Origin of the sequence: Microbacterium kunmingense, assembly GCF_023155745.1 — a bacterium.
Taxonomy (GTDB): Bacteria; Actinomycetota; Actinomycetes; order Actinomycetales; family Microbacteriaceae; genus Microbacterium; species Microbacterium kunmingense.
Genome location: NZ_JAKNUS010000003.1, coordinates 89,898 through 116,555 on the forward strand (window position 1 = coordinate 89,898; position 26,658 = coordinate 116,555).

Consider the following 26,658-nt stretch of genomic DNA (forward strand, 5'->3'; position numbering starts at 1 on the left):
GAAATCAGTCTACAGCTGATATGGGTGCGAATATCGCTTTTTCAGTGATAATGCGCGGAAGATCAGTGAATCACTGATTTCCAAGAAACGCGGTTGCGGCTGTCTGCGCTCGGGTGATGAGCTCGGCGCGTTGCTCGGCGACGCGCTGCGGGGCCGTTCCGCCGATGCCTGAACGACTGGCCACCGACCCCTCGACGGTCAGCACGGCGCGGACCTCGGGCGAAAGGTGCGGCGAGACCTCGGCCAGCATCTCGTCGTCCGCATCCTCCAGACCCGTCCCCCGCTCCTCGCATGCCCGCACCAGCGCTCCGGAGATCTCGTGCGCGTCGCGGAAGGGAACACCGCGTCTGACCAGCCACTCCGCGACGTCCGTGGCAAGCGAGAACCCCGCCGGCGCGAGTTCGCGCATTCTGTCGACGTCGAAGCGCATGGTCGCAACCATTCCGGCGAAGGCGGGAAGGACCACCTCGAGGGTCTGCACGCTGTCGAAGACCGGTTCCTTGTCCTCCTGCAGGTCGCGGTTGTAGGCGAGTGGGAGGCCCTTGAGCACCGTCAGCAATCCGGTCAGGTTGCCGATGAGCCTGCCCGTCTTCCCCCGGGCGAGCTCGGCGATGTCGGGATTCTTCTTCTGCGGCATGATGCTCGACCCCGTCGAGAAGCCATCGTCGAGGACGACGAAGGAGAACTCCCGCGTGTTCCACACGATGATGTCCTCCGCGAATCGGCTGACGTCGATGCCGATCTGGGCTGCGATGTAGGCGAATTCCGCCACGACATCGCGGGCAGCGGTTCCGTCGATCGAGTTCTCGGTGGGCCGTCCCAGACCGACCTCGCGGGCGACCAGGGCGGGGTCCAATCCCAGTGTCGATCCTGCGAGAGCGCCGGAGCCGTACGGTGAGGTGTCCGCTCGCACTCGCCAATCGCGGAGCCGCTCGAGGTCGCGCACGAGCGGCCAGGCGTGCGCCTGCAGGTGATGAGCGAGAAGAACAGGCTGCGCGTGCTGGAGATGCGTGCGTCCGGGCATGATCGCGTCCGCGTGCGCATCGGCCTGCGCGACGATCGCGTCGATCAGACGCAGCACGTCGCGGGCCACGACGGCGGCGTGGTCGACGAGATACATCCGCACCAGCGTTGCGATCTGGTCGTTCCTGCTCCGTCCTGCCCGAAGCTTGCCGCCGAGCTCGGGACCGACCTCGGTGATCAGAGCCGCCTCGAGCGCCCCGTGCACGTCCTCGTCTGCGGGACGGGGACGAAGCGTGCCCTCCCGCACCGCAGACAGCAGGCGGTCCAGTGCCGCGTGCATCCGCTGTTCTTCGTCGGCGGTGAGATACCCCGCCGACGCCAGAGCCTTCGCGTGCGCGTGCGATCCCACGATGTCGTAGGGGGCCAGCGCCCAATCGAAATGCGTCGACACACTCAGCGCCGCAAGCTCGGGCGACGGGCCGGAGGCGAAGCGCGCGCCCCACAGAGCACCCTCGTTGGTCTGTTCGTCCTTGGTCACGGAGTGCTCCTGTTCGTCAGTGTGCTCGGCACGATCAGCTTCGACAGCCTGTCGAAAGCCCACTCCAGGGGGCCTCGTCCGATCAGCAGCGCCCAGCCGGTGCATCCGGCGACGATGCCGAGCGTCAGGGGCCAGAAGGGTTCGAGCTCCCGGAACGGGGTGAGAAGACTCGTGGTGCCGAAAGCCGCCAGGGCGATGAACGCCCAGACGACGATCTGGGCGGTATAGGCGGTGAGCGGCATGGCCCCCACAGCTCGCAGGGGCAGAACGACCCAGACCACCAGCGTGCGGCACACCAGGAGCGAGGCGGCGAGGGCGGCGATGGCGAAGCCGCCGGACCCGACGACCTCGAGCAGTCCGCTCGAGTGGGGCTCGGCCGTCCACACCTCGCTCCACAGGGTGGGCATCACCGGGTCGGCGCCTCTGCTGGCCGCGGCATCCAGACCGTACCCCAGGGCAGCCAGGACGGCGCCTGTCGAAAGCGAGATCAGCTGGACGCGCAGCCGGGTCAGATCCGCGCGCGCGAGCCCCAGTCCGGCGAGGACGAAGGCCATCCAGACGGGGAACGGGTAGTGCCAGCCGATCGCGGCCGACAGTTCATCGCCGAGCGGAGTCGACCACAGCGGCGCCTCGTCGAGGAGCACCTGGACCCAGGGCATGACCAAGGCCAGCCCCGCGGCCACGGCGAGAAGCGCAACAGCCGGGAGCCGGGTGAACGGAAGGGCGAGGACGAACATGATCGCGTACGCCGGGAGGATGACGTAGACCGGCACACCGGTGGCGATGAGCAGCACGCCGAGTCCCCACAGGAAGCCTGCGCGCACCCCCAGGCGCATGCGGGCGATCGCCATCGCCTCACGTCCGAGCGGGCGCGGTCCTCCGGTGACCAGGCCGATCGACACCCCGGCGAGGGTGGCGAACAGGATGGAGGATCGACCGTCGACGATCCCCAGCCAGGTGGCGGGCATCGTCCAGAGCAGTTCCGGGGTCACCAGCAGGTGCGCGGCGAACATCCCGAGAACCGCCAGCCCGCGGGCCAGATCGATTCCGGCGAGCCGGCCTTCCCCGTTCAGCCAAGCCCAGTTGCGGGCGAGCGTCGCGGGTGCGCGACCGGTCACTGCTGGCGCAGCAGCCACACCAGCAGCGCCTTCTGCGCGTGAAGTCTGTTCTCCGCCTCGTCCCACACGACGCTCTGCGGTCCGTCGATGACCTCCGCATCCACCTCGTACCCGCGGTCGGCGGGGAGGCAGTGGATGAAGATGGCGTCGTCGGCGGCGAGCGACATGAGCTCGGTGGTCACCTTGTACGACCCGAGGTCGCGGAGCCGCGCGAGCTTCTCCTCCTCCTTGCCCATCGACACCCACGTGTCGGTGACGATGACGTCGGCGCCCGCAGCCGCCTCGTTCGGGTCGGTGAAGAGGACCACGCTGCCACCGGTCTCGGCGGCGCGACGGTCGGCCGCCTCGACGACGTCGTCACGCGGCGCATAATCCTCCGGGGATGCGACGCGGACGTGCATGCCCGCCGTCACGCCCGCCAGGAGGTAGGAGTGCGCCATGTTGGAGCGCCCGTCGCCGAAGAACGAGAGCGTGAGACCCGCGAGCTCGCCCTTGTGCTCGCGAATGGTGAGGAGGTCTGCCAGCAGCTGGCACGGGTGGAAGTCGTCGGAGAGGGCGTTGACGACAGGAACCCGCGTTCCCTCGGCCATCTCCTCCAGCCCCGCCTGCGCGTAGGTGCGCCACACGATCGCGGCCACCTGCCGCTCGAGCACCCGCGCCGTGTCCGAGGGGGTCTCCTTGCCGCCCAGCTGACTGTTGGCGGTGGAGATGATCAGCGGTGAGCCGCCGAGGTCGGCGATGCCGACGGCGAAGGACACGCGGGTTCGCGTGGAGGACTTGTCGAAGATCACCGCCACCGTCTGAGGACCCTCGAGGGGTCGCAGCTTCCACCGGTCGCTCTTGAGCTCGACAGCGAGGTCGAGGATCTCCCGCTGTTCGGCGGCGGACAGGTCGTCGTCGCGGAGAAGATGCCGCGTCATTTCGATGCCGTCCCTTCGCCGGATGCCGCGCCGGCGCCGTCGAGCACGAGCGCGTCCTCGACCGAGCGGATCGCCGCGGTGAAGAGCGCGACGAAGTCGTCGACCTCGACGTCGCCGATGGTCAGGGCGGGCGCGAGCCGGATGGTGGTGTCGTTGGGGGCGTTGATGATCAGACCGTGCTGCTGGGCCGCCGCGACGAGTGCCTTGGCGAGCGGATGCCGCAGCGCGACACCGATCAGGAGGCCCTGCCCGCGGCATCCCTCGATGAGGTCGGTGTTGATCGCAGTGATCGCGTCGCGCACCTGCAGACCCCGCTCTCGCGCGTTGGTGAGGAGGTCTGCCCGCTCGATCTCCCCGAGGACGGCGGAGGCGACCGCGGTGCCGAGGGCGTTGCCGCCGAACGTGGAACCGTGCGTGCCGGGGTAGAACAGATCGCTGGCCGCTCCGAAGGTGATCAGCGCCCCGATGGGGAAGCCGCCGCCGATGCCCTTGGCGACCGTGATGGCGTCAGGGGTGATGCCCGCGTGCTGGAAGGCGAACCACTCCCCCGTCCGGCCGGCTCCGGTCTGGATCTCGTCGACGATGAGCAGCGCGCCGTGGCGCTTCGTGATCTCGCGTGCCGCGGCGAGGTACCCGGGGGGAAGTTCCACGACGCCGGCTTCGCCCTTGATCGGTTCGACGAAGAGCGCTGCCACCCCTCCGTCGATCGCGTCATCCAGCGCCTCGACCGTGGAGTCGATGAACTCCACGCCGGGCACCATCGGGAGGAACGGCTCCTGCATCCAGGACTTGCCGGTGAGGGCGAGGGTTCCCATCGTGCGCCCGTGGAAGGCGTCGCGCAGGGCCAGGATGCGCGGACGTTCGGCCCCGCCGTGCAGGCGGGCCAGCTTGAACGCGGCTTCGTTCGCCTCGGCGCCGGAGTTGCCGAAGTACACCCGGCCGCCGTCACCGGTTCCGGCGAGACGCTTCAGCCGCGCGGCGAGTTCGAGCTGCGGGGGCGTGGCGAAGTAGTTCGACACGTGCGCCAGGGTCGCAGCCTGCCGCGCCACCGCGTCGACGAACACGGGGTGGGCGTGGCCGAGGGAATTCACCGCGATCCCGCCGAGGAAGTCGAGATACCGGGTGCCCGCGTCGTCCCAGAGGTATGCGCCCTCCCCGCGGACGAACATCGCCATCCGGTCGCCGAAGCTGCGGACGAGGTCGCGTCCCGCGTCATCCTGCCAGGTCATCCTCGCACCACCTCTGTTCCGATTCCGTTGCTGGTGAAGATCTCCACGAGCACCGAGTGCGGCACCCGCCCGTCGATGATCGCCGCCGTCTCGACACCTCCCTCGACCGCCTCGAGGCACGCCTGCATCTTCGGGATCATGCCCGACTCCAGCGTCGGCAGCATCTCCCGCAGGGCGGAGGACGTCAGGTGCGAGACGAGGGAGTCGCGGTTCGGCCAGTCGGCGTACAAGCCCGGCACGTCGGTGAGGACCACGAGCTTCACCGCTTTCAGCGCGACCGCGAGCGCCGACGCCGCGGCATCGGCGTTGACGTTGAGCGACGCGCCGGGGCGATCGAGGTCGGGCGCGATGCTGGAGACCACCGGGATGCGGCCGGCCGCGAGATGATCGAGGACCGGCTGCGGGTCGACCTCGACCACATCGCCCACCCGGCCGAGGTCATGCTCGATGCCGTCGATGGTGACGCCCCGCCGGCGACCGCCGAAAAGCCCCGCGTCCTCGCCGCTCAGGCCCGTCGCCAGCGGACCGTGGGTGTTGATCTTCCCCACGAGTTGCGGGTTGATCTGACCGGTGAGCACCATCCGCACCACCGAGATCGCCTCGGTGGAGGTGACACGGTAGCCGCCCTTGAACTCGCTCGGGATCTCCAGTCGGTCGAGCATCGACGAGATCTGCGGGCCGCCGCCGTGCACCACGACCGGCTTCACACCCGCGTAGCGGAGGTAGGCCATGTCGGCGGCGAACGCATCCTGCAGCTCTTCGCTGACCATGGCGTTGCCGCCGTACTTGATCACGATGACCTGATCGCGGAAGCGCCGCAGCCAGGGCAGCGAGTCGATGAGGACGGCGGCTCTCGCGCTGGCCTCACCCGGGTCGGTCGTCTGGATGTCGGTCATGAGGAGTAGGCGCTGTTCTCGTGGACGTAGTCGTGGGTGAGGTCGTTGGTGCGGATGAGGGCGTGCGCGTCGCCGGATTTGAGGTCGATGCGGACCGTCGTGGCCCGCGGCGTCAGGTCGACCTCCTCGCGGGGGCGGTCGGGGCCGCCCTGGGTGCACACGCGCACGCCGTTCATCCACACGTCGACGTCATAGGGATCGAAGACCGCGTCGGTGGTGCCGATGGCCGCGAGCACCCGTCCCCAGTTGGGGTCGTTGCCGAAGATCGCGGCCTTGAAGAGGTTGTTGCGGGCGACCGAGCGTCCGACGGTCACGGCGTCGTCCTCGGATGCCGCGTTCGTGACCTGGATGCTGATGTCGTGACTCGCGCCCTCCGCGTCGGCCTGGAGCTGCCCGGCGAGGTCGTCGCACACGGCGGTCAGGCGCCGTCGGAATTCCTCGGGATCCGGCGTCACGCCCGAGGCGCCGCTGACCATGAGCGTCACCTGGTCGTTCGTCGACATGCATCCGTCGGAATCCAGCCGGTCGAAGGTCGTACGCGTCGCTGCGCGCAGATGCGCATCGGCCTCCTCGGCGGTGAGGACGGCGTCGGTGGTGAGGACGACGAGCATCGTGGCAAGGCCCGGGGCGAGCATCCCCGCCCCCTTCGCCATGCCACCGATGGTCCATCCGTGGCTGGCCGTGACAGCCCGCTTCGGCCGCGAGTCGGTCGTCATGATCGCCTCGGATGCCGCATCGCCGCCGTCCGCGGCGAGCGACGCGATCGCCCGCTCGGTCCCGTCGAGCACCTTCTGCCGGAACACCTCGTCGCCTGTCCCGATGAGGCCGGTGGAGCAGACCAGGATGTCGCCGGCGCCGACGCCGAGGAGGGCGGCGGCCTTCTCGGCGGTCTGGTGCGTGGTCTGGAAGCCGAACGATCCGGTGAAGCAGTTGGCACCGCCGGAGTTCAGCACGATCGCCTCGACGACGCCGTCGCGGACCACCTGCTCCGACCACAGGATGGGGTTGGCCTTCGCGCGGTTGCTCGTGAAGACCGCGGCGCCGACCTTCAGCGGCCCGCGATTCGCGACGACGGCGACATCGGGCTTGCCGGTGGACTTCAGGCCCGCGGCGACCCCGGCCGCCTCGAAGCCCCGGGGCGCGGTGACGCCCGTGGCGGAGAAACCGTGCGGCCGATCGTCGTCGATGTTCACGGGGCGACTCCGTTCACGGTGAGCGCCCGCCCCTCGGGGAGGCCGAGCGCGATGTTCATGGACTGCACCGCGGCGCCCGCGGTGCCCTTGACGAGATTGTCGACCGCGGTGACGACGACCACCCGATTCGCGTCGCGATCGATCGCGAGCCCCATCAGCGCGGTGTTGGCGCCGAGCACGTCGGCCGTGCGGGGGAAGTGACCCGCGGGAAGCAGCTGGACGAAGGTCTCATCGCCGTACGCCCGCTCCCACGCCGCACGGATGTCGTCGTCGGTGGCGCCGGCTGCGATGGGCGCGGTCGAGGTGGCGAGGATCCCGCGTGCCATCGGCACGATCACCGGGGTGAAGGAGATCCGGATGGGGACGGCGGTCTCCGACATCGCGGCGGCGAGCGCCTGCCGGATCTCGGGAATGTGGCGATGACCACCCCCCACCGCGTAGGGGTTCGCGGTGCCGAGGATCTCGCTGCCGAGGAGGTGCGGCTTCAGACTCTTCCCGGCGCCGGAGGGCCCGACCGCGAGCACCGTGACGATGTCGCTCGGGTCGATCACCCCGGCGGAGACTCCCGGCGCGAGGCTGAGGCTGACGGTGGAGGCGTTGCAGCCGGGGGCAGCGATGCGAGTCGCACCCCGAAGCAGCTCACGCTGCGTGCCGCCGCCGACGAGGAGCTCGGGAACCCCGTACGTCCACGGGTGGTGGTGGTCGCCGCCGTAGAACTTCTCCCACTCGGTCGTCGATTCCAGCCGGTGGTCGGCGCCGGCGTCGATGACGAGCGGCGTGTCCGCCAGCGCGTCGGTGTACTGCCCCGACTGACCGTGCGGCAGAGCGAGGAAGACGATGTCGTGGCCGGAGAGCACCTCGGGGGTCGTCTCCTGGAGCGTCAGGTGCGCCAGTGAGCGCAGGTGCGGCTGATGCTCGATGAGCTTCTGTCCGGCGTTGGAGTGCGCGGTGACCGTGCGGATCTCGACGTCGGGATGTGCGGCGAGGATCCGGAGGATCTCGCCGCCCGCATAGCCGGATGCGCCGGAGACGGCGACCGAATATGTCATGGATTCCACCTTAGAGTCTGGGGTCGTGGGCTGCCGACGGCGACGCCCGTGACTCCCCTCCAGGGAGGTGCGCGGGGTCGCCTAGAGTCGGCGTCCGTCCAGACGTCGGCGCGCAGGAGCGACGCTCACAGGGAGCGTGGCGGAATCGAGCGCGGCCGAGGACATGGGCCGACCATAGCGGCGGGGTGCCGCCGCCCGCAAATCGGGACTCCTGCCCTGTCCGGTTACGGGCGCCACCGTCGTAACTCCTGCCGATCGTCGAGCGCAGCGCCTGCCGCCCGCGCAATCACGGGTGCCGTCGGCGTCAGCGAACGCGTTCTGCAGGAGTTAGGCGCGTGGGGTCAGCTCATCTCCCCCAGAAGCGCGAGTTCTTCGGCCCGGGTGAGTCCGCTGCGTCGCTCACGGTCGAGGCCGCGGGCGCGTTCGTCGGCGAGCGTGCGGCGCAGGGTGTCGTCGAGGGCGCGGAGCAGGCCGCCCGCGGCACGGTAGGCGGCATTGGACCGCGTCGCGAACCCCGGCATGTCGGCAGGCAGCCACAGCGGGAGCGACCGCGGCCCCATCCAGTGCTGCACGTCGTGCGCGACCAGCCAGGCGTCGTCGGCTGTCACGAGCTCGCCACCATGACCCGCCACCTCGCGGGCGGCGTCGATGAAGGTGCGGAACGGCAGGGGATCGCCGATCGCGTTCGCGACGACGGATCGCCCATCAGCCCCGCATGCCACGAGGAACGCGGCGAGGTCATCGACGTCGATCACCTGGGTCATCCGGTCATCGAGCGTCGGCGTGAGGACCGGCCGGTCGCCGACGAGGGCGAAGCGCGCCACCCAGTAGCCGAACCGGTCCGTGGGGTCGTCCGGGCCGACGATGAGTCCCGGACGCACGATGGCAGCCCGGTCGCCGAGGTGGTGGACAACGGATGCCTCGGCAGCGGCCTTCGCGCGCGAGTAGTCGTACTCCTCCCCCGGGCGGAGCGGTTCGCTGAGCGCCGCGTCCTCCGCCGCACCCACGACGTCGTTCGTCGCGTACACCGACAGCGACGACACGTACGTCAGGTGACGGGCGACCGGCGCGAGCGCGACGACGGCTGACGCGACGTGCTCGGGTGTCGAGGAGATCTCGACCACCTCGTCCCACTCGCGCCCGGCCACCGCGGCGTAGGCGTCCGGCTCTCCCCGGTCGGCGACGACGAGCTCCGCTCCGTCCGGTGCGGGCCGACCGCCGCGCGCGAGGCACGTGACATGCGCGCCGGCATCCACCCAGGCGCGCGCGACCCGACCGCTCAGCCAACCGGTCCCGCCCAGGACCAGCACATTCATCATGCCGTCATCTCATCAGAGAGTCGGGCAGGACGACACCGCGTTCCGCTCTGGGCGGAGCGCACCGGCTACTCGCGCAGGGTCGCCCCGAACCGCTCCGTCGCGACCGCGACGCCGGCGAGCTTGGCCTCCGTCGCCTCGGCCGCGGTGAGGGTGCGGTCGGGCGCGCGGAAGCGGAGGGCGAAGGTCAGACTCTTCGTCCCCTCGGAAACCCCTGCACCCCGGTAGTCGTCGACCAGGCGCAGCGATTCGAGCAGATCGCCCGCACCGTCGATGAGCGCCGTGCGGACCTCGGAGGCCGGCACCGTCGCATCCACCACGAGGGAAACGTCCTGCGTCGCCGCCGGGTAGCCCGACAGCGAAGCCGCCACGACCTTCTCCCCTGCCACGGAGAGCATGAGGTCGAGATCGAGTTCCGCGACGATGACCCGACCGGGAAGGTCGGCGTCCTCCGCGACGGAGGGAAGGAGCTCACCGACGTAGCCGACCTCGGTCGCCCCGACGGAGAGCACGCCGGTGCGTCCGGGGTGCAGGGCTGCGCGCTCGTCCTGCGCGACCTCGATCGCCACCCCCGCCGCGGCAGCGATCGTGCGGACGGCGTCGAGCGCGTCGGCGAGACCGGCGGTCTCGGCGGCGAGGCCCGGCTGCTTCGGGGTGATCGAACCGGTGAGCAGCACCGCGACGTGGCGGTGCTGCGGCGGGATCGACGCGTCGAGGGCCGTCAGGGTCCCGGCATCCGGTCGCACGGCCAGCGGTGGAACGCCCTCGGTGCCGTAGGCGACACCGGGCTTCGGAAGGAACACGACACCGGTCTCGAACAGCGCCAGGTCGGTCAGACCGCGCGCGACGTTGCGGTGCGCCACACGGAGAAGTCCCGGAACGAGGCTGCGGCGAAGGAATGGTGCCTGCCCGTCGAGGGGGTTGGCGAGCTTGACGCTCGGCAGGTGGGCTCCCGAGGCCGATCCGTGCAGATCGTTCTGCTCTTCGGTCGTGAAGGGGAAGGACGGCGTCTCGACGTACCCCGCGGCGGCGAGCGCGTTCGCCACGCGACGCCTGCCCTGCTGCGCCGAGGTCAGACCGCGGCCGGACGGCGGAGTCGGCAGCACCGACGGAATGCGGTCGTAGCCCTCGATGCGGGCGACCTCCTCCGCCAGGGTCCACTTGTCCGTGAGGTCGGGACGCCACGACGGCGGGAAGACGACCCAGGTGCGCTCGTTCTCACGCACCTCGCAGCCGATCAGCTCGAGGGCGCCGACGATCTCGGTCTCGCTGTAGTCGACGCCGATCAGCGCGGGGACGAAGGGGCGCGGCAGCTCGACGCCGGGCGTCTCGATCGTGGCATGCAGAGCGCCCCCGGCACGCGTGTCGGTGCCCCCGGCGTACTGGACCATGAGTTCGGCGACACGTGCCGCGGCGACGAAGGCGATCGCCGGGTCGACGCCGCGCTCGAAGCGACGGGACGCCTCGGAGGGCAGCTTGTGACGACGGGCGGTGCGGGCGATCGAGACGGGGTCGAAGGTGGCGGCTTCGATGAGCACGTTGCGGGTCGACGAGGTCATCTCGGTCGTTCCGCCGCCCATGACGCCGGCGAGTCCGATCGGTCCCGACTCGTCGGTAATGAGAAGGTCCTCGGGGTTGAGCTCGCGCACCTTGCCGTCGAGGGTCTCGAGCTTCTCCCCCGCCACCGCACGGCGGACGGTGATGCCTCCGCGCAGGGTGTCGAGGTCGTAGCCGTGGATCGGCTGCCCGAGCTCGACCATGACGTAGTTGGTGATGTCGATGAGGATGCCGAGCGACCGGATGCCGGCCAGCGAAAGCCGCGCGATCATCCACGCCGGTGTGGGCTTGGTGGGATCCACGTCGCGGACGATCCGGGCGACGAACTCCGACGCTCCGACGCGGCCGCGGATCGGGGCCCGATCGTCGACGGCGACGGTGAACGCCGTGTCGTCGTGGAGGTTGACCTCGCCCCACTCGCGCGCACCCGGATCGCGGAAGGTGGCCCCGGTTGCATGGGAGTACTCCCTCGCGATGCCGCGGACCGACAGCGCGTACCCGCGATCGGGGGTGACGTTGACGTCGATGGCGGCGTCGTCGAGACCGAGCAACGAGATCGCATCCGACCCGACGGGGGCGTCGATGCCGAGCTCGACGAGGCGCAGGATGCCGTCGTGCTCGTCGCCCAGACCGAGTTCCTTCGCTGACGCGATCATCCCGTCCGACACGTGGCCGTAGGTCTTGCGCGCGGCGATCGGGAACGGGCCGGGGAGGACGGCGCCCGGAAGAGTGACAGGCACCTTGTCGCCGACGAAGAAGTTGCGCGCGCCGCACACGATGCCGTGCACGGCAGGACCGCCGTCGGCGGCCGGCTGGCCGTCGGGCGCGACCTGCACCTGGCACCAGCGGATCGTCTTGCCGTTGGACTGCGGCTCCTCGACGAACTCGAGCACCTCGCCGACGACGATCGGGCCCTGCAGCTCGAAGCGGTGCACGTCCTCCTCTTCGAACCCGACGCGCACGAGCGCCGCGAGCACGTCCTCTGGGGCGGCGTCCGCCGGCACATCGACATACTCACGCAGCCACGAAAGCGGGACGCGCATCAGACCACCATCCCGAACTGCTCGCTGAAGCGCACATCGCCCTCGGCCATGTCGCGCATGTCCTGCACGTCGCTGCGGAACATCAGTGTCCGCTCGATCCCCATCCCGAACGCGAAGCCCGAGTACTCCTCGGGGTCGATCCCCGCCGCGCGGAGCACGTTGGGGTTCACCATCCCGCATCCGCCCCACTCGATCCAGCGCGCACCGCCCTTGAAGGTCGGGTGCCAAAGATCGAGCTCCGCCGACGGCTCGGTGAAGGGGAAGTAGTTGGCGCGGAACCGGGTCTTCGCCTCGGGACCGAACAGCACGCGGGCCGCGTGGTCGAGCGTGCCCTTCAGGTGCGCCATCGTGATCCCCTTGTCGATCACGAGGCCCTCGAACTGCGTGAAGACGGGCAGGTGCGTCGCGTCGAACTCGTCCGTGCGGTACACCCGGCCCGGGCACAGGACGTAGATCGGCAGGTCGCGCTCGAGCATCGAGCGCACCTGCACGGGGCTCGTGTGCGTGCGCATCACCAGGTGCCGATCGACCGGGTCGATGAAGAACGTGTCCTGCATCTGCCGGGCCGGGTGGTCGGCGTCGAAGTTGAGCGCGTCGAAGTTGAACCACTCGTGCTCGAGCTCGGGACCCTCCGCGATCTCCCATCCCATGCCGACGAAGATGTCGGCGACCTGCTCCTGAAGAAGGGAGATCGGATGCCGCGCGCCGACGCGGGCGCGGGCGGGGAGGGCCGTGACATCGATGCGCTCCGCTTCCAGCCGCGCGGCGGTCTCGGCAGCTGCGACCTCGGCCTCTCGGGCCGCAAAAGCCTGCGCCACCCGTCCGCGGGCCTGACCGATGAGCTTGCCGAATTCGGCCTTGCGCTCGGGCGCGACGTCGCGGAGGCGCGCGTTCAGCCGGGCGAGGGGCGAGCCCTCCGCCGCGTGCGCGGAGCGCGCCGCCTTCAGGTCAGCCGTGCTGGATGCCGCGGCGATTGCGGCGAGGGCGGCGTCGACCGCGGCCTGCACTGCGTCAGGGGTGATCTCGGGTGCGTCGGACACGAGAGTCGAGTCTACCGACGGCGGATACTCAGACCCGCCGCGCCGTCAGAACCCCGGGGCGTTCCCAGACTGCCGAGCGGACGCGCTCGCCTGCGCGACGAGAATCGCCTGGTCGGGATCCACGTCAGCACCGCCGCGCTTGGCCTTGCGCCCGCCGCTGGCCGTCCGCCGTGCGAGCCACCGCGCGAACCAGGACAGGGACAGGTTGATGGCGAGGTAGATGATCAGGCACACGAAGAACAGCGAGAACAGGTAGCGGTTGCCGTAGAAGCTCGCGAGGTTGTTCATCATCGTGCGGATGAGCTCGTTGTAGCCGACGATGTATCCGAGTGACGTGTCCTTGAGCAGCACGACGAGCTGCGCGACGATGATCGGCAGCATCTGGCGGAAGGCCTGGGGGAACTCCACCAGCACCTTCGACTGGAATTCGCGCATGCCCACGCTGAGAGCGGCCTCACGCTGGCCGCGCGGCAGAGCGGCCAGTCCCGCACGCAGCGCTTCACCGATCAGGGTGCCGTTGTAGAGGATGAGCGCGATCACCACGGCCCAGAACGCCCCCGTCGACGCGACGAGGAGGATGAACAGCATCATCAGCAGCACCGGCATGCCACGCAGGAACTCGATGAGCCATGCCGTTGGGATCCGCACCCAGGCGATCGAGGAGCTCCGCAAGAGGGAGAGCACGATGCCGAGCAGGATCGCCCCGACGGCGGCGACGGCGGCCGCCTGGAGAGTGGCGACGACCCCTCGGCCGATCGCGCCCCACACCTCGGGATCGAGGTAGATGTCCCACCGCACCGGATCGAGGATCGCCGGGACCGGCACGCCGCCGGAGACGCGCGGCGTCGCGAGAATCCAGATGAGCCACGCGAGCACGCCCAGGATGATGACCGCCCCGATCACCGAGGCGATGAGGGACAGCCGCCGGGCCCGGGGTCCGGGGGCGTCGAAGAGGACGGAGGGAGCACTCATCGCTGAACCACCACGCGCTTCTCGATCTGCCCGGCGAGCAGGCCGAGCGGGACGGTGATCACGAGGTAGAGGGCCGCCGCGGTGAGGAGGATGGGGATCACCATGTTCCCATTCGCGTTCGCCAGTGCGCGCGTGCCCGCGAACAGCTCCACCACGAAGAAGCCCCCCGCGACCGAGGTGTTCTTGGTCAGCGCGATGAAGACGTTGATGAGCGGCGGAATGGTCATGCGGAACGCCTGGGGCAGGACGACGAGCGACACCGTCTGGCTGAAGCCCAGGCCGATACTGCGCGCCGCCTCGGCTTGCCCTACGGGCACCCCGTTGATGCCCGAGCGGAGCGCCTCGGCCACGAAGGGAGACGTGTAGTAGGCCAGCGCGGCGATCGCCAGCGGCACGAAGGGCAGGCGCGCGCCGAGGAAGGGGACCACGACGGCGAAGAAGAAGAAGACAAGGGTGAGCGGGGTGTTCCGTGCGATCTCGACCCAGAAGGCTGCGAAGACGCGCAGGGAGCCGATGGGCGAGATGCGCATCGCGGCGATGAGCGTGCCGAGGATGAGGGACAGCACACCTGAGACCGCCAGGAGCAGCAGCGTCACCCGGAACCCTTCCCAGAATGTGGGCCACAGGCTCAGATACTGTTCCACTCCGCCTCCTCTCTCACAGTTGGATCATGTCGATGGATGCCCCGGACCGACGCCTCACGCCGGTCCGGGGCATCCCGTCGATCAGTAGCGGTCGGGTGCCGGCGGCTCGACGAACGGCAGGATCGTTCCCGCCGTGCTGTTCCACGCCTCTTCGTATCGACCATCCTCGTAGGAAGCCTCGAGGACGTCGTTGATCCACATGCGGAAATCGGTGTCGTCGAGCGCGAGGCCGATGCCGTAGGGCTCGTCGGTGAACGGCTCTCCGACGACCTTGAACTCGCCCTCGTTCTGGGCGGCGAGACCGGCGAGGATCACATTGTCGGTCGACACCGCGACCACGGCCCCGGTGCGAAGCGGCTCGAGGCAATTGGAGTACGTGTCGGTCAGGACGGGCTCGGCTCCCAACTCGGCGAGGTTCTCCGCGGGAGTGGATCCTGTCACCGAGCAGACCGGCTGTCCGACCAGATCCTCTTCGCTTTGGATGTCCTCGTTGTCAGCGAGCACGAGGATCGACTGGCCCGCCATGTAATACGGCCCGGCGAACGAGACGACCTCCTTGCGGGTTTCGTTGATCGTGTAGGTCGCGATGACGATGTCGACCTGGCCGTTCTCGATGAACGGCTCGCGGTTGGCCGAAACAGTCTCGACCCACTCGATGTTGTCCTCGGAGATGCCGAGCTCCGACGCGATGATCTTGCCGATCTCGACGTCGAACCCCTCCGGCACTCCCGAGGGACCGACCAGGCCGAAGAGCGGCTGATCGAACTTCGTGCCGATGGTGATGCTTCCGGCGTCGGCCAGCGCGGCCATCGTCGTGCCCTCTTCGAAGCTGACCTCTTCCGAGGGTGCGCTCTCCTCCGCCCCCGGGTCGGCCTCCGTGTCCGTCCCGCCGGCACAAGCCGACAGAGCGAGGGCCCCCGCCGCGACCAGTGCGATCAGCGGAATTCTCGTTCGCTTCATGTCTTCATCCTTTGCTGTGTACCGTCGCGCGTGGCGACTTTCCTCCGGTTTCCGAGCCGCTCGTAGCGGTCGGGTCTGACGTCAGTGATCGAGGATCTTGGAGAGGAAGTCTTTCGCCCTCTCGCTCTGCGGGTTGGTGAAGAACTGCTCGGGGGTCGCCTCCTCGACGATGGCGCCCCCGTCCATGAAGAGAACGCGATCCGCGGCTTTTCGCGCGAACCCCATCTCGTGCGTCACGACGATCATGGTCATGCCGTCACCGGCGAGACCGACCATCACGTCGAGCACCTCGTTGATCATCTCGGGATCGAGCGCGCTGGTCGGCTCGTCCATCAGGATGAGCTTCGGGTTCATCGCCAGGGAGCGGGCGATCGCCACGCGCTGCTGCTGGCCGCCGGAGAGCTGATTCGGCATCTTCTTGGCCTGGTTGGCCACGCCGACGCGCTCGAGTAGCTGCATGGCGCGCTCGTCGGCCTCCTTGCGCTTCATCCCCCGCACCCGCATCGGCCCGAGAGTGACGTTCTCGAGGACCGTCTTGTGCGCGAACAGGTTGAACGACTGGAACACCATGCCGACGTCCGCACGCAGGCGTGCCAGCGCCTTGCCCTCTTCGGGGAGGGGCTCGCCGTCGATGACGATGCGCCCCGAGTCGATGGTCTCCAGGCGGTTGATCGCGCGGCACAGCGTGGACTTGCCCGACCCGGAGGGGCCGATGACGACGACGACCTCGCCCCGGTTGACGACAGTGTCGATGTCCTTGAGAACGTGCAGGTCGCCGAAGTGCTTGTCGACGTGCTCGATCACCACGAGGGGCTCTCCGCGACGAACCGCGATGTTGGACGTCCGCGGCGCCGCCGTTGGTGCATCAGATGCCATGCCTGCCACCCTAGGCCGACGGCCGCTGCCAGACCGGTCAGGTGAGCAGACCTTAACCGAGTTGTAACAGCCGCTGTTTCGAATCGGCTGATCTCGCGGAAGCGAGACCTCAGCTCTGAGAGAGCACCGCGCGCTGTGCGAACGCGGTCTCGTAGAGGCACACACTCGCGGCCGTGGCGAGGTTCAGCGACTCGGCCGCTCCGTAGATCGGCAGGCGCACGGACAGGTCGGCGAGCGCCAGCGCTTTGGCTTCGAGCCCGCGCGCCTCATTGCCGAACAGCCACGCCGTGGGCTCCGACAGCGACGGGCGGTGGGCGAGGAAGTCCTCTCCCCCGACGTCCGCGGCAACCACGCGAACGCCTGCGGCTCGCGCGCGTTCGACGGTCGAGGCGAGTTCGACGCCGACGGCCACGGGGAGGTGGAACAGCGAACCGGTGCTCGCTCGCACCACTTTCGGGTTGTATGGGTCAACGGTGCGTCCTGTCAGGATGACCGCATCTGCCCCGACCGCGTCGGCGGCGCGGATGATCGTGCCGAGATTGCCCGGATCGCGCACCTCCTCGCAGATGGCGATCAACCGCGGCCCGGCGGCGAACACGTCGCGCATCGAGGTGGGGGTCTGGCGGGCGACGGCGACGATCCCCTGCGGCGTGACGGTGTCGGCCATCGCATCGAGGACCGCCTCCGTGGCGAAGGTCACGTCGATACCGGCGTCACGCGCAGCATCCCGGATCTCGGCATGCTTCTCCAGCGCGGTCGGCGTGGCATAGAGATCGATCACCGTGTCCGGGCGATAAGCGAGAACCTCCCGCGCGGCCTGGGGGCCCTCCAGCAGGAAAAGCCCCGTCTCCTGACGGGCACTGCGCTTGGTGAGCTTCGCCACGGCGCGCACGCGCGGCGACCGCGGGTTCTCCAGCACAGCCCCAGCATACGGGCGCCCGGCCCATGCGAAAGGGCACCCCTCCGTGAGGAGAGGTGCCCTGTCGAGGATGCCGGGACTCAGGCGCTCTTGGGAGCGTTGACGTTCTCGGGGAGAGCCTGCTTGGCCGTCGCGACGAGCGAGGCGAAGACGGCCGGCTCGTTGACCGCGAGCTCGGCGAGCATACGGCGGTCGACCTGCACGCCTGCGAGGCCCAGACCCTGGATGAACCGGTTGTAGGTGATGCCGTTCTGACGGGCGGCGGCGTTGATGCGCTGGATCCACAGACGGCGGAAGTCGCCCTTGCGCTTGCGACGGTCGCGGTACGCGTAGACGAGCGAGTGGGTGACCTGCTCCTTCGCCTTGCGGTACAGGCGCGAGCGCTGCCCGCGGTAACCGGACGCGCGCTCGAGGATGACGCGACGCTTCTTCTGGGCGTTGACAGCCCGCTTTACTCTGGCCATTTCGTTTCGTTCCTAACCTTCGAGTCCGGGTGCTCAGCGACCGAGCAGCTTCTTGGCGACCTTGGCGTCACCCGGGGCGAGGACCTGGTCCTGCGACAGGCGACGGGTGCGCTTGGTGGGCTTCCCCTCGAAGTTGTGGCGGAGGTTCGCCTGCTGCTTCATGAGCTTGCCGGTGCCGGTGATCTTGAAGCGCTTCTTGGCACCCGAGTGGGTCTTCTGCTTCGGCATCTTCTCATTCCTTCTGATCTCGCCCGGAGGCGGGGTGGGGTCCCGCCGGAGCGGGAGTCTGATCCCGCACGGCGTGCGGGAAGTCGGGTTATTCGGCCGGCGCCTCGGCGTCGCTGCGCGGAGCGCGTGCGGCTTCCTTGTTGGCGGCGCGCTGCGCGTTCTGCTCGGCCTTGGCCTCGGACTTGTTCTTGTGCGGCGCGACCACCATGGTCATGTTGCGTCCATCGATCGTGGGGTTGGACTCCACGGTCCCGAACTCCGCGACGTCCTCCGCGAATTTGCGGAGCAGACGCACGCCCTGCTCGGGACGGGACTGCTCCCGACCGCGGAACAGGATCATGGCTTTGACCTTGTCGCCGGCCTTGAGGAAGCCTTCGGCGCGCTTGAGCTTGGTCTGGTAGTCGTGAGCCTCGATCTTCAGGCGGAACCGCACCTCTTTGAGGACGGTGTTGGCCTGATTTCGTCGGGCCTCCTTCGCCTTCTGCGCGTTCTCGTACTTGAACTTCCCGTAGTCCATGATCTTGACCACGGGGGGCTTGGAGTTGGGGGCGACCTCGACCAGATCGAGATCGGCCTCCTGAGCCAGACGCTGTGCAACCTCGATGCGGACGACGCCGACCTGTTCGCCGTTGGGGCCGACGAGTCGGACCTCGGGAACGCGGATGCGCTCATTGGTGCGGGGATCGCTGATGCGGAACTCCTCTTCGGTGGCGGTTGGCATCCCGCGTCACGGTGCGACGCGGGGCGATCGAGGAACCACCCACCTGCGACGGCGCGAAGCGCCGGCTTTCCGCACCCGGTCCGTTTCCGGCTACCCCGGCCGCATGGCGGACGAGGCGGAGTGCATGACCCGGTAGCCTGGAGCGGCAAGCGCGGGTGGGATGTGATCCTCTTTCGAATCGGAGCAGAATGCTCCGAGCCCGTGGAAGTCTACCAGAGAGTGCGAGCGGCCAGCATCGACATGGACACCCGAGACGATTCCGCGCCCGTGGGCGATGAACGACCCGCGCAGTGGGAGGAACAGGATGCCGCGGCATCGGCTGCCACGCGAGACATCGCCGATGTGCCGGCCGTAGAAGTGATCACCACCACCGCGGTGCACCTCATGAGCGCGGCGGCGGTCAAGGTGGGTCTGGCCGACGATCCCGGGACGCAGCTGGACCTCGACGAGGCCCGCAAGCTCATCAACGCCCTCGCGGGACTCATCACCGCAGGTGCCCCGGAGATCAGCGACATGCACGCCCGGTCGCTCCGCGACGGCCTCCGGTCGCTGCAGCTGGCCTTCCGCGAGGCGTCGGTCATTCCCGACCCGATCGGCAAGGGCCCCGGCGAGAAGTGGACCGGACCGGTCACCTGACACCCGGGCTCTGCGACCGATGCTCAGGCTCCTCGCCGCAATCTGACCGTCAGAGAGTCGACGAGAACGGCGATGCGGTCATCGGCGGCCCACCGCTTAGCGAGCCGGCCGAGCACGGCGTCGAGCGCGGTGCGGTCGAGGCCCTGGACGAGCTGGAGCTCCACGACCAGCTCGGGTCCGCGCAACCGGGCGCTGGGGTCTCCGGGCGCGAGGGCGAAGTCGAGGACGGCCAGCTCGCTTCCGACGCTCTCGCGGAAGCCCGCGTAGACCTCGGGAGAGGTGTGGCTGGGTTCCCACGTCTGGCCCTGCGCGATCGCCCACACCGCGGGTCGGCGCAGCACGAACTCGGTCGGCGATCCGGGGTCGATCACGATCAGCTCGGTGTCCTCGGCGGCGACGGCGAGAGCCGTGCGCACCCCGTCCGCGGGCACCGGGCGCGCACCGGGGTCCCATCGCGACATCGTCGCCACGGAGGTGAAGACCGGCAGGACACGACGACCGTCGGGCGCCGCCACCGACACGATCGACAGCTCCTGGGTCTTGTCCACGGCCAGGCCGTGCGCACCCACCCCCTCCTCGCCCTTCTCGGCGATCAGGGGGATGAGCAGTCGCGCGGAGCGGTACGCCTCGACGACCGCCCGCTCGTCGGCCTCGCCACGGACGAAGGACTCCAGGGCGGCGAGGAGCCGGGGATCGGCGCTGCCGTCGTCTCCCGCGTGCGGATTGGGCTGGAAGGCCCTCCCCTCCCACGGAACGCCGGCCGAGTCGGCCCGGGGGCCGTGCTCGTGGGGCGGGTCAGTGTCCGGCGACATCCAGCGCCTCGCGCAGCGTGAAGGCTCCTGCGTACAGCGCCTTGCCGACGATCGCGCCTTCGACGCCGAGGGGCACCAGTTCGCGCAGGGCGGCGATGTCGTCGAGACTCGACACGCCTCCGGAAGCCACGACGGGCTTGGGGGTGCGCGCGGTCATCTCTCGCAGCAGTTCCAGGTTCGGGCCGCGGAGCGTTCCATCCTTGGTGACGTCGGTGACCACGTAGCGACTGCAGCCGGCACTCTCCAGTCGCGTCAGCACGGTCCACAGATCACCGCCGTCGCGCGTCCAGCCGCGTGCGGCGAGGGTGGTGCCGCGCACGTCGAGCCCGACGGCGACGAGGTCGCCGTACCGACCGATCACGTCAGCCGCCCATTCGGGATTCTCCAGGGCCGCCGTGCCGAGGTTGACCCGCGCCGCCCCGGACTCGAGGGCGGCCTCGAGCGACGCGTCGTCGCGGATGCCGCCGGAGACCTCCACCTGGACCCCGCGCACCTGCTTGATCACCTTGCGCAGGACTGTGGCGTTGCTCCCCCGGCCGAATGCCGCATCGAGATCGACGAGGTGGATCCACTGCGCGCCCTGTCGTGCCCAGTCCAGGGCGGCGTCGACGGGATCGCCGTAGCTGGTCTCGCTGCCGGCCTCACCCTGGGTCAGTCGCACCGCCTTGCCGCCCGCCACGTCGACGGCAGGGAGGAGGATCAAAGCGGGCGTGGACGCGAAATCGTTCATGGCTCCATGAGGGGTCGTGGGGCGTGGTGGGCCACCGCGCGAAGGCACGGTTTCAGAGGGTAGCCCTGCGAAGGCCCGCGATCCAATTGGCGAGCAGCCGGATGCCGGCCGAGCCCGACTTCTCGGGGTGGAACTGCGTCGCCGACAAAGGCCCGTTCTCCACGGCGGCCAGGAACGGCTCGCCGTACGTCGTCCAGGTCAGCGCCGGCTGCGGGAAGGGGTCGTGGACGTCGAGGTCCCAGGTCTTGGCAGCAAACGAGTGCACGAAGTAGAAGCGCTCGTCGGCGAGTCCGGCGAAGAGCCGACTCTGCGGATCGGGGCGGACGGTGTTCCAGCCGATGTGCGGCAGCACGGGCGCGTCGAGCTGCGTCACCTCGCCCGGCCACTCACCGAGCCCGGCGGTGTCGACCCCGCGCTCGCGCCCCCATTCGAAGAGCACCTGCATCCCGACGCAGATGCCGAGCACCGGGAGGCCGCCCGCGAGCCGCCGTTCGATCAGCTCGTCGCCGCGCTGCGCGCGGAGAGCCTCCATGACGGCGCGATACGCCCCGACACCGGGTACGACCAGCCCGTCCGCGTCTCGCACGAGCCCACGGTCGGCGGTCAGACGGGCGTCCGCCCCTGCTTCGGCGAGCGCCTTGACGGCGCTGTGGACGTTGCCGGAACCGTAGTCGAGGACAGCGACGAGAGGCCGGTCGCTCACAAGGCGCCCTTGGTGCTGGGAATGCCGTCGACCAGGCCGTCCCACGCCTTGGCGGACCGGAACGCGCGAGCGAACGCCTTGTACTCCGCTTCGGCGATGTGGTGCGGATCACGACCGCTGAGCACCTCGACATGGAGGGTGAGTCCGCCGTGGACGGCGAGAGCCTCGAAGGTGTGCCGGACCAGCGATCCGGTGAAGTGCCCGCCGATGAGGTGGAATTCGAATCCGGCGGGCTCGCCGCCGTGAACCAGGTAGGGTCTCCCGCTGATGTCGACCACGGCGCGGGCCAATGCCTCGTCCAGGGGGACCATGGCGTCGCCGTAGCGGGAGATGCCGGCCTTGTCGCCCAGCGCCTGACGGATCGCCTGTCCGAGGACGATCGCGGTGTCCTCCACGGTGTGGTGAGCGTCGATGTCGGTGTCGCCGTGCGCGCGGACGGTCAGGTCGGTCAACGAGTGCTTGGCGAACGCGGTGAGCATGTGGTCGAAGAACGGAACGGTGGTCTGGATGCTGCTGCGACCGGTCCCGTCGAGGTCGAGCTCGAGCTCGACGGTGGACTCGCTGGTCCCACGGCGAAGCGACGCGGTACGCGCAGGACGGGTCATGCGCCCGAGTCTATCGACGCTAGGGCGTCCAAGAAGATCGAGGTCTCCTGCTCGGTTCCGGCCGTCACGCGAAGGTGGTGCGGGATGCCGACGTCACGGATGAGCACACCGCGGTCGTACAGCGCTCGCCAGGTCACTGCGGGGTCGGACACACCCCCGAACAGGACGAAATTCGTCCAGGATTCGTACGGTTCGTATCCGAGCGCGGACACCGTCGCCGAGATCCTGTCGCGCTGCGCCACGATCTCATCGACCATCCGCAGCATCGTCGGCGCATGCTGGAGCGCCGCCGTCGCCGCCGCCTGCGTCAGCGCGCTCAGGTGGTAGGGCAGGCGCACCAGACGCAGGGCATCGATGACCGCCGGATCGGCGGCGAGGTAACCGACGCGCGCTCCTGCGAAGGCGAACGCCTTGCTCATGGTGCGTGACACGACCAGACGCGGGCGGTCCGGCAGGAGGGTCACGGCGGAAGGGGCGTCGTGCGGTGCGAACTCGACGTAGGCCTCGTCGACGATGACGATTCCGCGGGTCGCGCCGTAGACCGCGTCGATGACGTCCAGGGGAAGCGGCGTCCCGGTCGGATTGTTGGGCGCGCAGAGGAACACCACGTCGGGTTCGGCTTCGGCGACCTGTGCCGCCGCGCTGTCCGCCGAGACGGTGAAGTCGCGCTCGCGAACGCCCGCGCGCCAGGTGGCACCCGTCCCCCGCGTCAGCAGGGGATACATCGAATACGTCGGTGCGAATCCGAACGCCGTCCGGCCCGGACCGGCGAAAGCCTGGAGCAGGTGTTGGAGCACCTCGTTGGAGCCGTTAGCCGCCCAGATCTGGTCTCGCATCAGCCCGTGTCCGAGATACTCGGCCAGGTGCTCCCGCAAACCGGTGAACTCACGGTCGGGGTAACGGTTCACCTCGCGCAGCGCAATGGCGACCGCGTCGAGGATGTCGTCGGCGACCTCAGCCGGGACAGGATGGGTGTTCTCGTTGACGTTCAGCGCAACCGGCAGGGGAGCTTGCGGCGCACCGTAGGGTATCTGACCCCTCAGGTCGTCGCGGATGGGTAGGTCATCGAGCGTCGCACTCACCCTTCCCATCGTACGGCGCCCGACCCGCCGGGCCGCGGTCAGTCCGCGTACTCCGCGGGCACGGCCAGCTCCTGGCCTGCGGAAACCAGACCTGCGTCGAGACCGTTCAGACGGCTGAAGGCTGCGACCACATCACGGGGATCGGCCGAGGGCGCCACCCGCTCCGCGATCGCCCACAGGGAGTCACCCGCCTGCACCGTGACGGTCTCGAAGGTCGTCGCGGTCGCGCCGTCCTCACGAGAGGCCAGCGCCGACCCGCCGCTGATCATCGCCACACTCAGGGCGACGACCGCGGGCAGCGCGGCGAGCGCTGCAAGGACGCGGCGCCCGCGTGGCGTCAGCCGCAAGCGGGTCTCCCGCGACGCTCCCGCGATGCTGCTCGTCGAAATCGTGATGGCGCTCATTGGTGTGCTCCCGTCCCGGCTGAACCGGTCTCGTCTCGGGTTCGAAGTTCGCATCCGCCCGTCGGCCGGGACCGGCGGATGCGAACCTCTCTTCCGAAGTTATCTTCGATGTGGAATGCTGTCAAGCAGGTCGGGAGTCGTCGGATGATCGAACGCGACACGCGTGCGATCTCCGGTGGACACCCGTCGCAACCGGATACGGTTTCGACGAGGACACCTCATCACCGACCTCCGACATTCGAAGAAGCGACGACCAGACCACGGGGGCCCGGGAGGATTCCGGGGAGACAGGAGCAGACATGAGCGAGCCGAACGCCAAGCCGCAGACCCGGCGACGCAAGAGCCTGAGCGACAAGCAGATGGCGATCCTCGAGGTGATCCAGCGCTCGATCGCACGACACGGCTACCCGCCGAGCATGCGCGAGATCGGCGACGCCGTCGGGCTGAAGTCGCTGTCCAGCGTCACCCATCAGCTCAACCAACTTGAGCTCAGCGGGTACCTCCGCCGTGACCCCGGCAAGACCCGGGCCATGGAGGTCCTCATCGATCTGCCGGGCACCGCCGCCGAGAATCCGGCCGATCGCGCTCCCGCCGTCGGCGATGCCGCTCTCGTGCCGCTGGTGGGACGCATCGCCGCCGGCGTGCCGATCACAGCCGATCAGCAGGTGGAAGAGGTCTTCCCGCTCCCCCGCCAACTCGTCGGCAAGGGCGAGCTGTTCATGCTGAAGGTCGCCGGCGACTCCATGATCGACGCGGCGATCTGCGACGGGGACTGGGTGGTCGTGCGGTCGCAGGGAACGGCCGAGAACGGCGAGATCGTCGCGGCCATGCTCGACGGCGAAGCGACGGTCAAGACGTTCCGGCAACGGGACGGCCACACGTGGCTGCTCCCCCGCAACACCGCCTTCGAGCCCATTCTCGGAGACGAGGCCGTGATTCTGGGGAAGGTGGTCGCGATCCTCCGCGCCGTCTGAGCGCCCGGGCGGTATCGCACAGGCGCCCCGGGATCCGGTGACGGGCCGCGGGCCCTAGCGTGGGTGCATGGTCGAGCTCTCTCCCCGTCGTTCCGCACCTCCCGCGCCGCTCACGCTCCCCTTCGGCTCGTGGCCCTCGCGGATCACCGCAGAGGCGGTCGCCGCTGCGTCGCCTCGCCTCGACGGCGCCCGCTTCGTGGGTGACGACATCTGGTGGGCGGAGACGGTCCCGGAAGAGCAGGGCCGTACCACCGTGCGGCGGACACCGCGGGAGCGCGCGACCGGCTCGGCGCCGCACCTGCTCCTCCCCACGCCCTGGAATGCTCGGTCGCGGGTCCACGAATACGGCGGCGGGGCGTGGGGCGCCACGGTCTCGGGCGGGCTGGTCTTCGTGGAGAAGTCCGACCAGCGGGTGTGGTTCCTCCGCCCGGGCTCGGACCCCGTGCCGTTGACACCGGCCACCGCCGAACAGTCCCTCGGCGGACTTCGGGTTTCGCAGGGGCGCCTCCTCGCGGTCCGCGAGCTCGCGGGCGAGGTCACCGTCCACGACATCGTGGAGATACCCCTCGACGGGTCAGCGGCTGAGGACGCCGGGGCGCTCACCCCCCTCACCGCGGGGAGCGACTTCGTCGCGCAACCCGCGCTCTCGCCCGACGGCTCGATGCTCGCGTGGCTCGCCTGGGATCACCCGCACATGCCCTGGGACCGAGCCGAGATCCGGGTGCGCCGCCTCGACGACGAGAACGCCTCGGGCCGTCGCGTCGCCGGCGGCACCTCCGCCGCACTGCAACCGGAGTGGACCGCCGACGGCGATCTGCTCTACCTCGACGACGTGGGCGGATTCTGGAACCTGTATCGCCTGGATCCCGAGGGCGGCGGTGTCGAGGCGATCGCGCCCGAGGACCGCGACACCGGCGGCCCGCTGTGGGTGCTCGGGTCGCGGTGGTTCGCGCCGGTCTCGAACGGCGTCGTGGCCGTGCGCACCCACGGCCGCGACGAGCTTGTGCACCTCTCACCCGCCGGCGAGGTCACCCGCCTCCCGATTCCCGCCGTGGGAAACGTCCTGGTGGAGGATGCACGAGGAAGCGAGGTCCTGGTGTCAGGGAGCCCCGCCGACGCCCCGGCCGGCCTGTGGCACATCGATGTGAGCGATCCCGCGCATCCCGACATCCGTCTCGTCACGGGAGGACGGTGGGAGGACGATGAACTGTCGCCCTGGCTGCCCCGACCGCGGTCCTTCTCCATCGACGGACGCCATGGCGTGGTCCACGCTGTCGACTTCCCGCCGACCCATCCTCAGGTGACGGGCCCCTCCGATGCCCTCCCGCCCTACGTCGTCCTCGTGCACGGCGGACCGACCGCCCACGCACCCGGTGTCGTGAGCCCGAAGACGCTCTTCCTCACCTCGCGCGGTGTGGGGGTGGTGGAGGTGAACTACGGCGGCTCGAGCGGTTTCGGGCGGGACTATCGCGAGAGGCTCCGCGGCCAGTGGGGCATCGTCGACGTCGACGACGTGGTGGATGTCGCCCGCGCCCTCGCCGCGGACGGTGTCGCCGATCCCGCACGGATCGCGATCGCCGGCGGCTCGGCGGGCGGCTGGACGGTTCTGGGTGCCCTGGTCGCGTCCGACGCGTTCCAGGCCGGCATCTCCCGGTACGGCGTCGCCGATGCTCGTCTGCTCGCCGCCGAGACGCACGACTTCGAAGCGCGCTATCTCGACGGTCTGATCGGACCGCTGCCCGACAGTGAAGCGGTCTATCTCGAGCGCTCCCCGCTGTCCCACGCCGATCGCATCCAGGCTCCGGTCCTGCTCCTCCAGGGTGCGGATGATGCGGTCGTCCCGCCCTCGCAGTCGGAGGCGATCCGCGACGCGCTGCGCGCCGGCGGTGTGCCGCACGCGTACGTGGTTTACCCGGGAGAGGGTCATGGGTTTCGTCGGAGCGAGACCGTCATCGACGTGGTGCGGACGGAACTTGCTTTCCTCGGAGCCGCCTTCGGGTTCACCCCTGCCGACGTTCCTCCGCTCGCGCTCGAGACGACCGGCTGAGCCGGTCGCCTCGAGGCAC

The 26,658-nt window shown here is 69.5% G+C and carries 27 protein-coding genes; 3 read left to right on the plus strand and 24 right to left on the minus strand.

Annotated elements, in window-relative coordinates; translation table 11 throughout:
• Positions 1-70: 70 nt before the first annotated feature.
• From argH to infC, 18 genes are all read right to left on the minus strand, one after another.
• A complete protein-coding gene (gene argH, locus MA875_RS05405) occupies positions 71-1,606 on the minus strand; it encodes an argininosuccinate lyase (RefSeq protein ID WP_372492527.1) in 1,536 nt (511 codons plus the stop codon).
• On the minus strand, positions 1,498-2,637 hold the full coding sequence (locus MA875_RS05410; protein ID WP_248240818.1) for a heparan-alpha-glucosaminide N-acetyltransferase domain-containing protein: 1,140 nt from the start codon (positions 2,635-2,637) through the stop codon (positions 1,498-1,500). Before MA875_RS05410 ends, argH begins: the two co-directional genes overlap by 109 nt.
• Entirely contained in the window at positions 2,616-3,539 is a 924-nt protein-coding gene (gene argF / locus MA875_RS05415; RefSeq protein ID WP_248240820.1) for an ornithine carbamoyltransferase, read from the minus strand. The genes MA875_RS05410 and argF overlap by 22 nt, the downstream gene beginning before the upstream one ends.
• Positions 3,536-4,768: an acetylornithine transaminase gene (locus MA875_RS05420; protein ID WP_248240822.1), complete on the minus strand. Its 1,233-nt coding sequence runs from the start codon at positions 4,766-4,768 to the stop codon at positions 3,536-3,538. The genes argF and MA875_RS05420 overlap by 4 nt, the downstream gene beginning before the upstream one ends.
• Entirely contained in the window at positions 4,765-5,664 is a 900-nt protein-coding gene (argB, locus tag MA875_RS05425; RefSeq protein ID WP_179559475.1) for an acetylglutamate kinase, read from the minus strand. The genes MA875_RS05420 and argB overlap by 4 nt, the downstream gene beginning before the upstream one ends.
• Positions 5,661-6,857 (minus strand): bifunctional glutamate N-acetyltransferase/amino-acid acetyltransferase ArgJ, encoded by a 1,197-nt coding sequence (gene argJ / locus MA875_RS05430; protein WP_248240824.1) that lies wholly within the window; start codon positions 6,855-6,857, stop codon positions 5,661-5,663. Before argJ ends, argB begins: the two co-directional genes overlap by 4 nt.
• The gene (argC, locus tag MA875_RS05435; protein WP_248240826.1) at positions 6,854-7,906 is read right to left on the minus strand and encodes an N-acetyl-gamma-glutamyl-phosphate reductase; all 1,053 of its coding nucleotides are present in this window, start codon (positions 7,904-7,906) and stop codon (positions 6,854-6,856) included. The genes argJ and argC overlap by 4 nt, the downstream gene beginning before the upstream one ends.
• Positions 7,907-8,247: 341 nt before the next feature.
• Positions 8,248-9,225, minus strand: a complete 978-nt coding sequence (locus MA875_RS05440; protein ID WP_248240828.1) for an NAD-dependent epimerase/dehydratase family protein — start codon at positions 9,223-9,225, stop codon at positions 8,248-8,250.
• A 65-nt stretch (positions 9,226-9,290) separates the two neighbouring features.
• Positions 9,291-11,822, minus strand: a complete 2,532-nt coding sequence (pheT, locus tag MA875_RS05445) for a phenylalanine--tRNA ligase subunit beta (RefSeq protein ID WP_248240829.1) — start codon at positions 11,820-11,822, stop codon at positions 9,291-9,293.
• Positions 11,822-12,862, minus strand: a complete 1,041-nt coding sequence (gene pheS / locus MA875_RS05450) for a phenylalanine--tRNA ligase subunit alpha (RefSeq protein ID WP_248240831.1) — start codon at positions 12,860-12,862, stop codon at positions 11,822-11,824. The genes pheT and pheS overlap by 1 nt, the downstream gene beginning before the upstream one ends.
• Positions 12,863-12,907: 45 nt before the next feature.
• Entirely contained in the window at positions 12,908-13,834 is a 927-nt protein-coding gene (locus MA875_RS05455; protein ID WP_248240833.1) for an amino acid ABC transporter permease, read from the minus strand.
• Positions 13,831-14,478, minus strand: a complete 648-nt coding sequence (locus MA875_RS05460; RefSeq protein WP_248240835.1) for an amino acid ABC transporter permease — start codon at positions 14,476-14,478, stop codon at positions 13,831-13,833. The genes MA875_RS05455 and MA875_RS05460 overlap by 4 nt, the downstream gene beginning before the upstream one ends.
• Positions 14,479-14,559: 81 nt before the next feature.
• Positions 14,560-15,438 carry a glutamate ABC transporter substrate-binding protein gene (locus MA875_RS05465; RefSeq protein ID WP_248240837.1) on the minus strand — a complete coding sequence of 293 codons (879 nt, stop codon included), beginning with the start codon at positions 15,436-15,438 and terminating at the stop codon, positions 14,560-14,562.
• An 81-nt stretch (positions 15,439-15,519) separates the two neighbouring features.
• Positions 15,520-16,314: an amino acid ABC transporter ATP-binding protein gene (locus MA875_RS05470; protein WP_248240840.1), complete on the minus strand. Its 795-nt coding sequence runs from the start codon at positions 16,312-16,314 to the stop codon at positions 15,520-15,522.
• A 109-nt stretch (positions 16,315-16,423) separates the two neighbouring features.
• Positions 16,424-17,233 carry a TrmH family RNA methyltransferase gene (locus MA875_RS05475; protein WP_248240842.1) on the minus strand — a complete coding sequence of 270 codons (810 nt, stop codon included), beginning with the start codon at positions 17,231-17,233 and terminating at the stop codon, positions 16,424-16,426.
• Between the two features lie 80 nt (positions 17,234-17,313).
• The gene (rplT, locus tag MA875_RS05480; protein WP_124292938.1) at positions 17,314-17,697 is read right to left on the minus strand and encodes a 50S ribosomal protein L20; all 384 of its coding nucleotides are present in this window, start codon (positions 17,695-17,697) and stop codon (positions 17,314-17,316) included.
• Between the two features lie 33 nt (positions 17,698-17,730).
• Complete coding sequence (gene rpmI, locus MA875_RS05485; protein WP_124292937.1) at positions 17,731-17,925, minus strand: 50S ribosomal protein L35; 195 nt, start codon at positions 17,923-17,925, stop codon at positions 17,731-17,733.
• Between the two features lie 88 nt (positions 17,926-18,013).
• Positions 18,014-18,646 carry a translation initiation factor IF-3 gene (gene infC / locus MA875_RS05490; protein WP_124292936.1) on the minus strand — a complete coding sequence of 211 codons (633 nt, stop codon included), beginning with the start codon at positions 18,644-18,646 and terminating at the stop codon, positions 18,014-18,016.
• Between the two features lie 240 nt (positions 18,647-18,886).
• On the opposite strand from infC, the gene MA875_RS05495 reads away from it, so the two are divergent.
• Positions 18,887-19,282 (plus strand): DUF1844 domain-containing protein, encoded by a 396-nt coding sequence (locus tag MA875_RS05495; RefSeq protein WP_248240844.1) that lies wholly within the window; start codon positions 18,887-18,889, stop codon positions 19,280-19,282.
• Positions 19,283-19,305: 23 nt separating this feature from the next.
• Here MA875_RS05495 and MA875_RS05500 read toward each other — a convergent pair whose 3' ends face one another.
• The 6 genes from MA875_RS05500 to MA875_RS05525 are packed head-to-tail and all read right to left on the minus strand — an operon-like array spanning position 19,306 to position 23,618.
• Positions 19,306-20,094, minus strand: coding sequence for an SseB family protein (locus tag MA875_RS05500; RefSeq protein WP_248240846.1), 789 nt, complete (start codon positions 20,092-20,094; stop codon positions 19,306-19,308).
• Positions 20,078-20,824, minus strand: a complete 747-nt coding sequence (gene priA / locus MA875_RS05505) for a bifunctional 1-(5-phosphoribosyl)-5-((5-phosphoribosylamino)methylideneamino)imidazole-4-carboxamide isomerase/phosphoribosylanthranilate isomerase PriA (protein WP_248240848.1) — start codon at positions 20,822-20,824, stop codon at positions 20,078-20,080. Before priA ends, MA875_RS05500 begins: the two co-directional genes overlap by 17 nt.
• 52 nt (positions 20,825-20,876) lie before the next feature.
• A complete protein-coding gene (hisH, locus tag MA875_RS05510) occupies positions 20,877-21,527 on the minus strand; it encodes an imidazole glycerol phosphate synthase subunit HisH (RefSeq protein WP_248240849.1) in 651 nt (216 codons plus the stop codon).
• Complete coding sequence (gene hisB / locus MA875_RS05515) at positions 21,524-22,132, minus strand: imidazoleglycerol-phosphate dehydratase HisB (protein ID WP_248240852.1); 609 nt, start codon at positions 22,130-22,132, stop codon at positions 21,524-21,526. Before hisB ends, hisH begins: the two co-directional genes overlap by 4 nt.
• Positions 22,129-23,223 (minus strand): histidinol-phosphate transaminase, encoded by a 1,095-nt coding sequence (locus MA875_RS05520; protein WP_248240854.1) that lies wholly within the window; start codon positions 23,221-23,223, stop codon positions 22,129-22,131. Before MA875_RS05520 ends, hisB begins: the two co-directional genes overlap by 4 nt.
• A gap of 29 nt (positions 23,224-23,252) precedes the next feature.
• Positions 23,253-23,618 carry a LysM peptidoglycan-binding domain-containing protein gene (locus MA875_RS05525; protein ID WP_248240855.1) on the minus strand — a complete coding sequence of 122 codons (366 nt, stop codon included), beginning with the start codon at positions 23,616-23,618 and terminating at the stop codon, positions 23,253-23,255.
• Between the two features lie 299 nt (positions 23,619-23,917).
• Between MA875_RS05525 and lexA the strand changes: the two genes are divergently transcribed.
• Positions 23,918-24,592 (plus strand): transcriptional repressor LexA, encoded by a 675-nt coding sequence (gene lexA / locus MA875_RS05530; RefSeq protein ID WP_248240857.1) that lies wholly within the window; start codon positions 23,918-23,920, stop codon positions 24,590-24,592.
• Between the two features lie 67 nt (positions 24,593-24,659).
• The gene (locus MA875_RS05535; protein WP_248240860.1) at positions 24,660-26,639 is read left to right on the plus strand and encodes a dipeptidyl-peptidase 5; all 1,980 of its coding nucleotides are present in this window, start codon (positions 24,660-24,662) and stop codon (positions 26,637-26,639) included.
• Positions 26,640-26,658 lie beyond the last annotated feature (19 nt).